Genomic DNA, 12,583 nt, shown 5'->3' with positions numbered 1-12,583 from the left:
GGATGTGTTCCTTAGAAACTCTTCGGGAAGCCGATTTTCTCGTGCACCAACTCGAGGGTCTTCTCAGCCCGCTCATTGGCGCGCTCGGCACCCTTGCGCAGCAGGTTCTCGAGCTCGCCGCGGTCGCTCAGCAATTCGTTCGTGCGCTCGCGAATCGGCCCGAAGGTACCTTCAACCGCTTCCGCGAGCCCCTTCTTGAGGTCGCCGTAACCGCGGCCCGCGAACTCGTTCGCCACATCCTCGATACTCCGCTCGGTGAGCACCGAGTAAATCGTGAGCAGGTTCGAAACACCGGCCTTGTTCTCGGGGTCGTAGCGAATCTCGCCGTCGGCATCCGTGACCGCGCGCATGATCTTCTTCTTGGTGACATTCGCCGGGTCAAGGATGCGCAGCAGGCCGGCATCGCTCGCGGCCGACTTTGACATCTTCGCGGTCGGCTCCTGCAGGTCATACACCTTCGCGCTCGCCTTCGGGATGAAGCCCTCAGGCACCGTGAAGGTCTCACCAAACCGCGAGTTGAACCGCAGCGCGAGGTCGCGCGTGAGCTCAATGTGCTGGCGCTGGTCTTCGCCCACCGGTACCGAATCTGCCTGGTAGAGGAGGATGTCCGCCGCCATCAGCACCGGGTAGGTGAACAGGCCCACCGTGGTGCCCTCGGTGCCGAAGCGCTGCGACTTGTCCTTGAACTGGGTCATCCGGCTCGCTTCACCGAACCCGGTGATGGTGCCAAGAATCCAGCCGAGCTGCGCGTGCGCGGGCACGTGCGACTGAACATAGAGGGTGGAGCGTTCGGGATCGATACCCGCGGCAATGTACTGTGCCGCCGTCGCGAGGGTGCGTTCGCGCAGGTCCGCGGGGTCGGTCGCCACGGTGATCGCGTGTTGGTTCACCACGCAGAAGATCGCATCGAAGTCATCCTGCATCTTCACCCAGTTCGTGAGGGCCCCGACGTAGTTCCCCAGGTGAAGGGAGTCGGATGAGGGCTGCATGCCCGAGAAGATGACGGGTTTTGACATTGAACTTTCCTGAATTGAAGAAGTGGCCTGAATTGAAGTCGTGGCCTGCGCTGAGGCACTGGCCTGAAATGACGCGGTGGATACGCTGAATATGCTAGTCGCCGCCAGCGACAATCCCGTTAGATCGCGTAGTCGACGACCACAGGGGAGTGGTCGCTCCAGCGCTGGTCATAGGCGGCGGCGCGATCGATCGTGTAGTTGGATGCGCGCTTGGCCAGTTCCGGGGTGGCGACGTGGTAGTCGATGCGCCAGCCCGCATCCGTGTCGAAGGCCTTGCCGCGGTAGGACCACCAGGTGTAGGGGCCGGGTACGTCGCCGGCCTGCTCGCGGCCCACGTCCACCCAGCCAAGGCCGACGCCGCCGGAACCGTCAACCGGTTCCGCAGCCTCGCCAATTGGGGTGAACATCCGCGTGAAGTAACCGCGCTCGCGGGGGAGGAAGCCGGCCTTCTTGACGTTGCCCTTCCAGTTCTTAATATCGCGTTCGTCGTGGCCCACATTGAGATCACCCACGACAAGCGCAAGTTCACGCTCGGCACGAAGCTCGGCCATCCGCTCGGCCATGGCGTCGAGGAACTTCCACTTCTCTTCCTGCTTCGGGGTGTCCGCCTCGCCCGAGTGGACGTAGCAGCTCACCACGGTCAGCGGCTTGCCCTCGACTTCGAAATCGACCTCGAGCCAGCGACCGGCCGAGTCAAACTCTTCCGGCCCGATCCGGCGGCGGACTTCGCCGAGCGGAATGCGGCTCGCAATTGCGACCCCCGCGCGACCCGCGGCGCTGGCCTCTTCGAGTTCGAGATGCCAGCCGTCGTTAATGAGTTCGTCGACCTGCTTGCGGTTTGCCCGCACCTCTTGCATTGCGAGGATGTCCACACCGCGGTCTTCGAGCCAGTCGCCCATGCCCTTGCGGTAGGCAGCGCGGATGCCGTTGACATTGACAGAAGCGATACGAAGCGATTTCGACATGGGCCCCAGTGTATCTACCGGCGGATCTGCACGTCGTCAGGGTCGATGCCGTTGCGGTGAGCGTGGGCCTCGGTGGGGTCATAGCCGAGCCGCTGCTCGAGCGCCTCCTGCTCGAGCGCCTCCTGCTCCTGCACGATTTTTTCGTATTCTCGTCGCAGTTTGCGGCGCTTGCCACGCGGGGTCGCATCGAGTTCTTCGAGCACTCGGATGCGATCCGCCGCGAGCCGCTCGCGTCGCGCCTTTAGCTCGGTCACCGAGGCAATCGCATCCGCCTCTTCAGCCGTGAGCAGCCTCGGAGCCTGACCCACATCATCCATCGTCACCTTCGCCCAGGCCGCCGAAATCAGCAGCACCATGCAGATGAAATTGAAGAAGATCAGCACACCGATGAGGGTCGCGAAGGTCGCCAGCAGCGGGTTGGATGAGGCACCGCCCAGCAGCAGTGAACCGAGCTGCTTGAGGACGGTGATTGCGATGCCCCCGAGCAGCGCCGCTTGCCAGAGAGTGTTCAGCGGGATGCGCACCTCCGAAAGCGTGCGCAGCATCGCGGCGACCACGAGCGCATCAAAGAGCAGGGTGATGATGATCGAACCGAAGCCGATCACACCATTCACAAAGCCCGAGATCTCAAGGTGCAGCACATCCCGCAGCAGCCAGGCCACGACACCGTAACTGGCGGCGGTCAGCACCGCCGAGATCGCGAGCCCCACCCCGAAGAGCACGAGCAGCAGCAAATCGACGAGCTTCATCTTGACGAAGCTGCGCTCGGTCTTGGTGGGCAGATCAAACATCGCACGTATCGACAGCCGCGCACCGTTCAAGAAATTGAGCGCGGTCCACAGCGTGGAGACCAGCGCGAGAATACCGGCGGCGGTGAAGGATGCGGTGGTCTCGAGGCTGAGCAGGGTGTCGGTGCTAATGACCCCGGTTTCACCGATCAGCCCGGGGACGGACTCGGCGATTGAATCGATGATCCGCAGCAACAGGTCTTCGTTCTTGGCGAGCACCAGTCCCGCGACCGAGAAAAACACCAGCAGTGCGGCAAAGGCCGAAAACAACCCGGAATAGGCCATACCACCGGCGAGGGTACCGCCTCTTCGCGCGGTCCAGTGCTGTATCGCGCGAAGCGGGCGCGTTGCTTGCACCCACTGGACGAATGCCCCCAGCTTCTTACCCAACCCGGCGTCTTCCTCGACGTTGGGATAGGGCGGAAAGATGGTGGCCCGCGCGGTTGACAATTCGTGTTCCCGATTATCACTCACCCAGCCAGCGTACGAGGTAAATCCTTACACTCGCATGACGATCTGTTAACTGGCGAGGACGCGAGGCAAACATGGACCTACAGGGTTTTGGTGTTGGATCACGAGTTGCAATCGGGGCTGCGGTGCGAATGCCCGCACCTTTGCCGGAACCAAAGGATGTCGCCTTTACCGGTGACGTGAGCGCGGAGCAGCAGAGGGCGAATGCATCCATCGCTGTGGTGCAGGCCGATCTTGCGGCCCGCGCAGCCGAGGCCGATGGTTCGCTCAAAGAGGTGCTGGATGCGCAGTCGATGATGGCGGCGGACCCGTCCATTGCGCAGCTAGTGGGGGATGGGATTGCGGGCGGCAAGACGGCGGAACGGGCCGTCTTTGAATCGTTTGCCTCATACGCCGAAACGCTCAAGGCGCTTGGCGGGTATATGGCGGAGCGCGCGACCGACCTGAATGACATTTCGCAGCGCATCCGCGCGCACCTCAGTGGCGTGCCGGTACCCGAGGTGCCCTCGCGAAATGAGCCGTTCATCCTCGTGGCGGTGGATCTTGCCCCGGCGGATACCTCCAAGCTCGACCTCGATAAGGTCCTCGCCTTCGTGACTCGCGACGGCTCCCCGAAGGCGCACACCGGGATTATTGCTGCTGAGAAGGGGCTTCCGGCCGTGGTTGCGGTGGCGGGCGCCGATGAGATTACCGAGGGGCAGCAGCTCGTGGTGGATGCGGGGCGCAACCTCGTGATCGTGGACCCGACCGAGGAAGAACTTGCCGCGGCGCGGGCCGAACAGCAGCGCCAGGCTGAAATCGAATCGGCCCCGCTCTCACCCGGTGCGCTGGCCGATGGCACGCCGGTCGCATTGCTCGCCAATGTGGGCAAGCCCGCGGATGCGGAGGTCGCGCTCGCGCACGGCGCCGAGGGTGTCGGACTCTTCCGCACCGAATTCATGTTCCTAGACCGCGATGAAGCGCCGTCCAAGGAACAGCAGACCGAGTACTACACGGCGCTCCTGGCTCCCTTCACCGGCAAAAAAGTTGTTGCCCGCGTGCTGGATGCCGGCGCAGATAAGCCGCTGCCGTTCCTCAACGACGCAGAAGAAGCGAACCCGGCGCTCGGGATGCGAGGAATCCGCATCCTGCGCGAAAAGGAGCACCTGCTGCGGGAACAACTCGAGGCCCTGCGGGATGCGCAGGCCGCCACCGGAACCGAGCTGTGGGTGATGGCGCCGATGGTTGCGGATGCCGCGGACTCGGAATACTTCACCGCCCTCGGGCGTGAAATCGGGCTGAACGTGGTGGGGTCGATGGTCGAGGTGCCGAGCGCCGCGGTGGTCGCGGAGCAGGTGCTGGCCACGAGCGATTTCGTGTCGATCGGTACGAATGACCTCACGCAGTATGCGCTGGCTGCCGACCGTGTGCTCGGGACGGTGGCGAACTATCAAGACCCCTGGCACCCGGCCGTGCTGCGACTTATTTCGATGATCGGTGTGGCGGGGAAGCAGCTCGGCAAGCCCGTCGGGGTCTGTGGCGAGGCAGCGTCTGATCCGCGCCTGGCAGTGGTGCTCGTGGGGCTTGGGGTCACCTCGCTCTCGATGGCTCCGCCGGCTCTGGCGGGAGTGCGCGCGGCGCTCAAGGACTACACCCTGGAGCAGGCGCGCGAGATCGGTGCCCGGGTATTGCAGGCGACCTCTGCGGAACACGCGCGGGCCCTCTTTGATGGGTAATCCCTGGCCGGTAGTGGTTTCTTGCTGGAGGTGACTCGCACAGACGCCAAAACTTAGGTACTATTGTCAGGACAAGCGCGCAAAGGCGTTGGCTTGTCAGCGCAGTGTTGCGTCGCTGAGCTCAGCTCAACCCGCGGCACGCGGAGAACCATGGCGCTGGAGTCCGTAGTACCGAGGAGGGAGTCGACTTGGCTCAACCTGAACATCAATTGCCCGTCGATCTCTTTATCGATCTCGACCGTTCGGGGCCTGTGCCGCTCTACCACCAGGTGGCGAAGCGTCTCGAGCAGGCCATCTACGAAGAGATCCTGCCCTCCGGAGCGAGACTTGAGAATGAAGTGGCGCTCGGGCAACGGCTCGGTATTTCACGCCCGACAATTCGACGCGCCATCCAAGAGCTAGTCGACAAGGGGCTGCTGGTTCGACGTCGGGGTGTTGGTACCCAGGTCGTGCACGGCAAAGTGCACCGCAACGTTGACCTGACTAGCCTTTTCGAAGACCTGCAGCGCACCGGTCAGAAGCCTGAAACCCGGATCCTGTCCGCGGAGACTGAACCCGCGAACGAGACGGTGGTCGAAGCATTGGGTGTGGAAGTCGGCAGCGACGTGCTGCACATTAAGCGACTGCGCAGCGCTGACGGAGCGCCGATTGCGATTCTCGACAACATCCTGCCGGCCGACTTCATTGACCTCGAAATTGAGGCACTGCAGTCACATGCGCTCTACCAGTTACTGCGCGCTCGCGGAGTGACGCTGCGCGTGGCGAAGCAGAAGATCGGTGCCCGCGAGGCGACCGCCACCGAGGGCGAACTGCTGGCGGTGCGCAAGGGCGGGGCCCTGCTCACCATGGACCGGACCGCCTTCGACAGCTCCGGCCGCGCCATCGAGTACGGCCAGCACGTCTACCGCCCCGAGCTCTACCAGTTCGAGATCACCGTCGTCGACCGCTAGCCGCGGCGCCGCGGCTCACGCTGCTGCCTTGGCTCACGCTTCTCCTGCGGAATACCACCCGAAGTGGAGTCGGCCACTTTCAGGAAAGTGGTCAACTGCACTGCGGGTGGTATTCGGCGCTGTGGTGGGATGCGCTCCGCTGGGCTGGGATGAGGCGCGGGGCTGCGGCGCTAAGCCTTGGGGATGCCGAGCTCGCCGGTCATGTATTGGGCGCGGCCGAAACCGAAGGACCAGTCCTGGGCGCCGTTTTCGACATAGCCGATGAACACATCCTCGCCGGCGACTCCCACGGCCTCTAGGCTGCTCGCGATTCGCGCGTAGAGTGCCTGCTTCTGCTCGTCGCTGCGGCCGCGCTGGGTGAAAATCTGGATCATCACGACGCCGCCGGTGCGCTCGAAGCCGAGCCCTGCATCCTGCGCAATAATCTGGCCGGCGCGGTGCTCGGTGACGATCTGGAAGCGGTCACGCGGCGGGATGCCGTATTCCGCCACAATCGCCTCGTGAATGGCGTCAGTGATTGCCTGGATTTCAGCGTTCGTGCGACCCTCGTTCAGGTCAATTCTTACCAGTGGCATTAGGGCTCCAATCTCAGCGCTTGAGGTGATACGCTTATTTTGAATGTACTGACATAAAGACATTTACACCACTATCTATTCCCGATCTACCGTCTCGAAGGAGAGATCATGCAACTCGGTGTGTACAACGCCATCCTCCACGACCGTTCGCTCCCCGAGGCCCTGAAGGTAATCGGGGATCTCGGACTTACCGGTATCGAAATCAACACCGGTGGGTTTCTGCCGGCCGTGCACGTGCCGAACTTCGATGACATTCTCGAGAGCGATACCGCGCGTGACGACTACCTCGGGCTCTTCGAGGGCACCGGCGTCAAGATCGCCGGTCTCAACTGCAACGGCAATCCGCTGCACCCGAACTCGCTGATTGGTGACAAGCACGCCGAGGACATTCGTCGCTCGATTCGCTTGGCGAACCGTCTCGGCCAGAACCGCGTGGTCACCATGTCGGGTCTGCCGGGCAGCGAGCCGGGTACGAAGCAGGTCAGCTGGGTCGTAAACGCCTGGAACTCGGCCGCGTTGGACGTTATCGACTACCAGATGGAGCTCGCCGCCAAGTTCTGGAGCGAGACCGACAAGCTTGCGCAGGACAATGGCGTGAAGGTTGCCCTCGAACTGCACCCGCAGAACGTGGCCTTCAACTCCGCCAACTTCCTCGAACTGATCGAGCGTGCGGGGTCGAAGAACGTGGGCGTGGAGCTCGACGCTTCGCACCTGTTCTGGCAGCAGATGGACCCGGTCGCGGTGGTTCGCTACCTCGGTGAGCACGTGGTGCAGGCCGCCGCGAAGGATGTACGCGTGAACCCCGAATACGCAGCCATTAACGGCGTGCTCGACAACAGCTTCCGTCGCCTCGGTGCGGACGAGCCTCGCACGAACCTCGGTGGCGACGAGTACGCCAACGAGTGGCCGAAGAACTCGGCCTGGGACTTCGTGGCGCTCGGTCGCGGACACGACGTCGAGTTCTGGACCGAATTCCTCCGTGCGCTCTACGAAGTAGACCCGAACATGCTCGTCAATATCGAGCACGAAGACGTGTCCCTGGGCCGCGTCGAGGGCCTCGAGATCGCCGCAGATGTGCTCAAGCGGGCGGATGCCGCTCTCACCGCGAGCCTGAACAGCTAGCCGGTATCTTCCGCTGACACGGTGCTGGAAAGCGAAAGCCGGAAAGCACAAAGGCGGCCACACTCGAAAGAGTGTGGCCGCCTACTTTAATGTCTTAGGGCTAGCGCGCTGCGCCCGAGATGAGCTCGCGGATCTTGTCGAGCTGGCGAAGTGCCGAGCCCTCCGCATCCTCGTTCTCACCGAACACGTTCGAGACGATCACGGCGTCCTCACGGTCGAGGTAGCCGATCTTGCCCAGCGTGTCGAACAGCTCGTTCCAGTCCACGTCACCGTTGCCGATTTCCTGGTGCTGGTGCACGCGCACCGAGTTGCCTGGCGGGTTGGTGATGTAGCGCAGGCCGTTCGAGCGGTGGTGGTCGTAGGTGTCAGCGGCGAACACGGCACCGAGGCGGTCGCCCACCTGGGGGAGGAGCGTGGCAGCCTGGTTACCCATGTGGAAGCTGTGCGAGCCGACGTACACGAAACCGACCTGCTTCGAGTTCAGCCCGCGAATCACGCGCCAGGCCTCGAGCCCGTCTTCGACAAAGTCGTCGGGGTGCGGGTCGATGTTGATGCGGACGCCTTCCTTCTCGGCCACGGGGATGAGCTCCTCCATGGACCGATAGAACCCGGCTTCCGAGTCTTCCGAACGCTCGGGGCGGCCCGAGAACTCGGTGTTGATCGTGTCGACACCGAGCTGTGCGGTGATTTCGATGACCCGCTTGAAGTTGCGCACCGCAGCCTCACGCTGCGGTTCTTCTGGCCAGGAAATGCGCTGCACCGGCTGCAGGGCGACGATCTTGACACCGGCATCCGCCGCCCGCTTCTTCAGCGCGGCGACGAGCTCGTCGTCGGCCTTGGGCATGCGGTGGAAGGGACCGAACTCGGGGTGCGGGGTGAGTTGCATGTATTCGTAACCCAGCCGGGCGACGATATCGGGCAACTCGAGGACGCCGTGGTTGAAGTGATACGGCGTCGGGTCATATGCGATGCGAACCAACGTGATCTCCTAATCTCGTGGGTGGGAATCGGTAGTGAGAACGCGGTTTAGGCGTAGCAGCGGCTACGCGTAGAACGCGGGACGCTCGGCGGACTCGATTGAGACGGGGCCGCTCTGCTCGAGGGCTGCAACGCCCGCCTCGCAGGCGAGGGCGACGAGGTAGCCGTCCCATGAGTTCGGGCCGTCAACCAGGGTGCCAGCGCGAACCGCGTTGACCCAGCGCTGCAGCTGTTCGTCGTAGGCGTCGGCGAAGCGGGTCACGAAGGAGGTGTGCTCGGCACGCGAGTAGGTGGCGCTCTTCCAGAGCTCGAGGCCGCTGGGCTGACCGATGCGAGCGATGCCCTCGGCGAAGACGGCCTCGGTGGCAACCTGGTAGCCGAACTGCACGCTGACGTTCATTTCGAGGTCAACGAGGACACCGTTTTCGAGTTCCATGATCACCAGGATCGGCTCGCGCAGGCGCTCGGGGGCGAGCTCGTTGCGGCGGGGGTACTTCACCTCAACGCTCTTCACGGGCGAGCCCGCGAGCCACGGCAGCACGTCAAACTCGTGCACCACCGAGTCGGTGATGAGCATCTTCTGGGTGTAGGACTCGGGCACCGAGGGGTTGCGGTGCGCGGCGCGCAGCATGATCAGCTCGCCAGCGTCACCCGCGGTGACAAGTTCCCGCAGCTGCGCGTACTCCTTGTCGAAGCGACGCATGAAACCGACCTGGATGTGCGGCTTGTCGAGCTTCTGCTCGGCTTCGAGAACCTTCAGCGAGGACTCGGAGTCCGGGGTGAGCGGCTTTTCGCAGAGGATGGGGAGCTTCGCTTCCAGCGCCGGCATCAGCACCGGCTCGTGGAACTGGCCCGGGGTGGCGATGAGTACCGCGTCGACGGCATCTGCTTCGATGGCGTCCTCGATGCGGGTGAAAGCCTGGGCCCCGGGAGCGTTTTCGACGGCTGCCGCCGCGCGCCCGGCATCCGGCTCAATGATCGCGGAGACAACCGCGCCCTTGATGCGTTCGGTAATGCGCTTGACGTGGTCGGCACCCATCATGCCGGCGCCAACGACGCCGACGCGCAGGTCTGGGGTTACTCCAGTGGTGTTGGTCATGATTTGAATCTCCTAGTTCACGCGTGCCGCGCGGGTGCAGCTGAAAATGTGGTCGCGAGTGCGCTTCGCGATGGGGCCGGGGCGGTCGACCGAGCAGCCGTACATATCGTGCTCGACAATGCCGAAGATATTCGGGTCGATCTGGGCTACGCGCTCGATGATCGGCGCGAGTTCGGGGATGCCGTGGGGCGGCTCGACCATGATGTCCTGCGCGACAGCCTCGGCAAACGGTACGTCGTTCTTGAGAATGTCGAACAGCAGCGTCGGGTCAACCTGCTTGAGGTGCAGGTAGCCGATGCGCTCGGGGTGGTCCTCGATGAGCTTGAGGTTGTCGCCGCCGTAGTAGGAATAGTGGCCGGTGTCCAGGCACAGGTTCGTGTAGCGCTCGTCGGTTTCGGCGAGGAAACGCAGCACCTCACGCGTGGTGCCGATGTGGCTGTCCGCGTGCGAGTGGAACTGCTGCTTCATGCCGAACTCTTCGAGCAGGGCCTTACCGAGGCGGTCGTGACCAGCAGCGAGCTTCTGCCACTGCTCGTCGTCGAGGGTGCGCGACTCGAGCACCTCGCTGGTGGCGTCGCTGCGCCACAGGTCGGGGATCACCACGAGGTGCTCGGCGCCGAGCTTCGAGGCGAGACCGGCAACCTCAAGGGCCTGGTCCCAGGCACGCTGCCACTGGTCTTCACCCTTGTGGAAACCGGTGAATACGGTACCCGCCGAGAGCTTCAGACCGCGCGAGCCGAGTTCATCCTCGAGCTCGTTTGGGTCGGTGGGCAGGTAACCGTAGGGCCCGAGCTCGATCCACTCGTAGCCGGCTTCGACGACTTCGTCGAGGAAGCGCTTCCAGGGCACCTGGCCGGGGTCGTTCGGAAACCAAACTCCCCAAGAGTCGGGCGCGGTACCGATCCGGATGGACGGGGTTTCGGTTTGGGTCATTCGCTGAATCTCCTTCGTTGGTTTCAGGATTAGCCGAGGAGCGGCTTTTGGTGTGACTTCTGCTCGAGGTACTCGGTGTACGCCTGTTGCGTGCTGTCGAGTTCGGAGACTTCGGAGACTGGCACATCCCACCAGCCCTCACCGTCGGGTGCGTAGATGAGCGGATCGCTGTTGATGTGAATCAGCGTGCTGCGGTCCGAAGCCTTGGCTGCGGCCATGGCTGCCTTGAGATCTTCGATGGCGGATGCACTGGGCTCGACTTCGATGACGTCGATACCGTAGCTGCGCGCGTTGGCAGCGAGATCGATCGGCAGGATGTCTTCGCCTTGGAAGTTCTTGGCGACATCGTCGTACTCGCGGTACCAGGTACCGAAGCGCTGCGAACCGACGGTCTCCGAGAGGTGACCGATGGATGCGTAGCCGTGGTTCTGGATGAGCACCACGATGAGCTTGATTCCTTCAGCCACCGCAGTGACGAGCTCCGTGTGCAGCATCAGGTAGGAGCCGTCGCCCACCATCACCACGATTTCGCGGTCGGAACCGGATGCGAGGGCACCGCGCTTGGCACCCAGGCCACCGGCGATCTCGTACCCCATGCACGAGAACGCGTATTCCACGTGGTAGCCGAGTGGGTCGCGTACGCGCCACAGCTTGTGGAGGTCACCCGGGAGCGAGCCCGCGGCCTGCACAATGACGTCTTCGGGGTCGGTCGAGGACTGCACGGCACCGATGATCTCGGGCTGGCCGGGAAGCGCGAGGCCCGAGGGCTCGAAGGCCTTGTCCACGGCAGCATCCCAGGTCGCCTTCTCGCGGCGAATGGTCTCGGCGAATTCCGGCTCTACCTGGAACCGTGAAAGCTCGGCCTGGAGTGCCTCGATGGTTTCGCGTGCATCGGCCACGACGGCGATCTGTGTGCCGTGCTTGTAGGCGTCGAAGCTCGCAACGTTAATGTTCACGAAGGTGACGTTCGGGTTCTGGAATGCCGTGCGGCTCGCCGTGGTGAAGTCGCTGTAGCGGGTACCGATACCGATGACCACATCGGCCTCGGCAGCAACCCGGTTTGCGGCGGTGGTGCCGGTGGCACCGATACCACCGAGGTACTGCGGGTGATCCCAGTTCAGGGCACCGCCACCGGCCTGCGAGGTGCCAACCGGGATGCCGGTTGCCTCAACAAGCTGACGCAGCGCATCCTCAGCGTTCGAGTAGATCACGCCACCACCGGCGACGATGATCGGACGCTTGGCGCCGCGGATTGCGGCAACCGCGCGCGCGAGTGCGGCGCGCTCGGGCAGCGGGCGGCGCAGGTGCCACTCGCGGTCCTGCAGGAACTCGACCGGAACATCCAGCACCTCGGCCTGGACGTCCTCCGGGAGCGAGATGGTCACCGCTCCGGTCTCAACCGGGTCGGTGAGCACCCGCATTGCCGACAGCGCGATCGAGAAGAGCTTCTCGGGGCGGTCTACGCGGTCGAAGAAGCGCGAGAGCGGACGGAACGCGTCGTTTACGGTGATGCTCGTGTCGTGCGGCAGCTCCATTTGCTGCAGCACCGGGTCCGCCACACGGGTGGCGAAGGTGTCGCTCGGCAGCAAGAGCGCTGGCAAGCGGTTGGTGGTCGCGAGCGCCGCCGCCGTCAGCATGTTCGCGGCTCCCGGGCCGACCGAGGCGGCCGAGGCGTAGGTGCCGAGGCGGCGGTGCATGCGCGCGTAGCCGACCGCCTGATGCACCATGGCCTGCTCATTGCGGGCCTGGTAGTAGGGCATCAGGGTCGGGTCGGTCTCGTTGTACTGCTTGAGGGCCTGACCGATGCCAGCGACATTCCCGTGCCCAAAAATGCCAAAGGTTCCGGCAATAGTTCGTTCACGGTGATCTCCGTCAACCGTCCACTGGTGTCCAAGGAACTCAATGAGCGCCTGGCTGACTGTCATCCGCTTGGTTTCTGGCGTCACTGCCATCGGTACTGTCCTCTTTATT

General features: G+C 63.6%; 11 protein-coding genes. 3 read left to right on the top strand and 8 right to left on the bottom strand.

Features of this window, described 5'->3' with window-relative positions; all coding sequences use genetic code 11:
• Positions 1-11: 11 nt before the first annotated feature.
• From trpS to F8O05_RS00505, 3 genes are all read right to left on the bottom strand, one after another.
• Positions 12-1,016, bottom strand: a complete 1,005-nt coding sequence (gene trpS / locus F8O05_RS00515; protein WP_158050812.1) for a tryptophan--tRNA ligase — start codon at positions 1,014-1,016, stop codon at positions 12-14.
• Between the two features lie 119 nt (positions 1,017-1,135).
• Positions 1,136-1,981: an exodeoxyribonuclease III gene (locus F8O05_RS00510; RefSeq protein ID WP_158050811.1), complete on the bottom strand. Its 846-nt coding sequence runs from the start codon at positions 1,979-1,981 to the stop codon at positions 1,136-1,138.
• Between the two features lie 14 nt (positions 1,982-1,995).
• On the bottom strand, positions 1,996-3,243 hold the full coding sequence (locus F8O05_RS00505; RefSeq protein WP_158050810.1) for a YihY/virulence factor BrkB family protein: 1,248 nt from the start codon (positions 3,241-3,243) through the stop codon (positions 1,996-1,998).
• A 71-nt stretch (positions 3,244-3,314) separates the two neighbouring features.
• On the opposite strand from F8O05_RS00505, the gene ptsP reads away from it, so the two are divergent.
• Together ptsP and F8O05_RS00495 are read left to right on the top strand one after the other, a co-directional pair.
• Positions 3,315-4,955 (top strand): phosphoenolpyruvate--protein phosphotransferase, encoded by a 1,641-nt coding sequence (ptsP, locus tag F8O05_RS00500; RefSeq protein ID WP_158050809.1) that lies wholly within the window; start codon positions 3,315-3,317, stop codon positions 4,953-4,955.
• A gap of 188 nt (positions 4,956-5,143) precedes the next feature.
• Positions 5,144-5,905: a GntR family transcriptional regulator gene (locus tag F8O05_RS00495; RefSeq protein WP_158050808.1), complete on the top strand. Its 762-nt coding sequence runs from the start codon at positions 5,144-5,146 to the stop codon at positions 5,903-5,905.
• Between the two features lie 170 nt (positions 5,906-6,075).
• Here F8O05_RS00495 and F8O05_RS00490 read toward each other — a convergent pair whose 3' ends face one another.
• The gene (locus F8O05_RS00490) at positions 6,076-6,480 is read right to left on the bottom strand and encodes a tautomerase family protein (protein ID WP_158050807.1); all 405 of its coding nucleotides are present in this window, start codon (positions 6,478-6,480) and stop codon (positions 6,076-6,078) included.
• A gap of 108 nt (positions 6,481-6,588) precedes the next feature.
• On the opposite strand from F8O05_RS00490, the gene F8O05_RS00485 reads away from it, so the two are divergent.
• Entirely contained in the window at positions 6,589-7,602 is a 1,014-nt protein-coding gene (locus F8O05_RS00485) for a sugar phosphate isomerase/epimerase family protein (protein WP_158050806.1), read from the top strand.
• A gap of 100 nt (positions 7,603-7,702) precedes the next feature.
• On the opposite strand, the gene F8O05_RS00480 is transcribed toward F8O05_RS00485, so the two are convergent.
• The 4 genes from F8O05_RS00480 to iolD form a co-directional block, all read right to left on the bottom strand.
• Positions 7,703-8,581 carry a sugar phosphate isomerase/epimerase family protein gene (locus F8O05_RS00480; RefSeq protein WP_158050805.1) on the bottom strand — a complete coding sequence of 293 codons (879 nt, stop codon included), beginning with the start codon at positions 8,579-8,581 and terminating at the stop codon, positions 7,703-7,705.
• 63 nt (positions 8,582-8,644) lie between these two features.
• Positions 8,645-9,679: a Gfo/Idh/MocA family protein gene (locus tag F8O05_RS00475; protein WP_158050804.1), complete on the bottom strand. Its 1,035-nt coding sequence runs from the start codon at positions 9,677-9,679 to the stop codon at positions 8,645-8,647.
• Positions 9,680-9,691: 12 nt separating this feature from the next.
• A complete protein-coding gene (locus F8O05_RS00470) occupies positions 9,692-10,612 on the bottom strand; it encodes a sugar phosphate isomerase/epimerase family protein (protein ID WP_158050803.1) in 921 nt (306 codons plus the stop codon).
• Between the two features lie 29 nt (positions 10,613-10,641).
• Positions 10,642-12,564 (bottom strand): 3D-(3,5/4)-trihydroxycyclohexane-1,2-dione acylhydrolase (decyclizing), encoded by a 1,923-nt coding sequence (gene iolD, locus F8O05_RS00465; protein ID WP_158050802.1) that lies wholly within the window; start codon positions 12,562-12,564, stop codon positions 10,642-10,644.
• Positions 12,565-12,583: the final 19 nt, after the last annotated feature.

This window comes from Gulosibacter chungangensis (genome assembly GCF_008831155.1).
GTDB lineage: Bacteria > Actinomycetota > Actinomycetes > Actinomycetales > Microbacteriaceae > Gulosibacter > Gulosibacter chungangensis.
The sequence above is the reverse complement of the archived record's forward strand: the minus strand, read 5'-3'. Positions and strand labels throughout refer to the sequence as shown.

Bases quoted from the DNA above. Each gene is read 5' to 3' on its own strand.
- F8O05_RS00470 (WP_158050803.1), bottom strand. From the start codon at position 10,612: ATGACCCAAACCGAAACCCCGTCCATCCGGATCGGTACCGCGCCCGAC.
- F8O05_RS00485 (WP_158050806.1), top strand. From the start codon at position 6,589: ATGCAACTCGGTGTGTACAACGCCATCCTCCACGACCGTTCGCTCCCC.
- F8O05_RS00510 (WP_158050811.1), bottom strand. From the start codon at position 1,981: ATGTCGAAATCGCTTCGTATCGCTTCTGTCAATGTCAACGGCATCCGC.
- trpS (WP_158050812.1), bottom strand. From the start codon at position 1,016: ATGTCAAAACCCGTCATCTTCTCGGGCATGCAGCCCTCATCCGACTCC.
- ptsP (WP_158050809.1), top strand. From the start codon at position 3,315: ATGGACCTACAGGGTTTTGGTGTTGGATCACGAGTTGCAATCGGGGCT.
- F8O05_RS00475 (WP_158050804.1), bottom strand. From the start codon at position 9,679: ATGACCAACACCACTGGAGTAACCCCAGACCTGCGCGTCGGCGTCGTT.
- F8O05_RS00490 (WP_158050807.1), bottom strand. From the start codon at position 6,480: ATGCCACTGGTAAGAATTGACCTGAACGAGGGTCGCACGAACGCTGAA.
- iolD (WP_158050802.1), bottom strand. From the start codon at position 12,564: ATGGCAGTGACGCCAGAAACCAAGCGGATGACAGTCAGCCAGGCGCTC.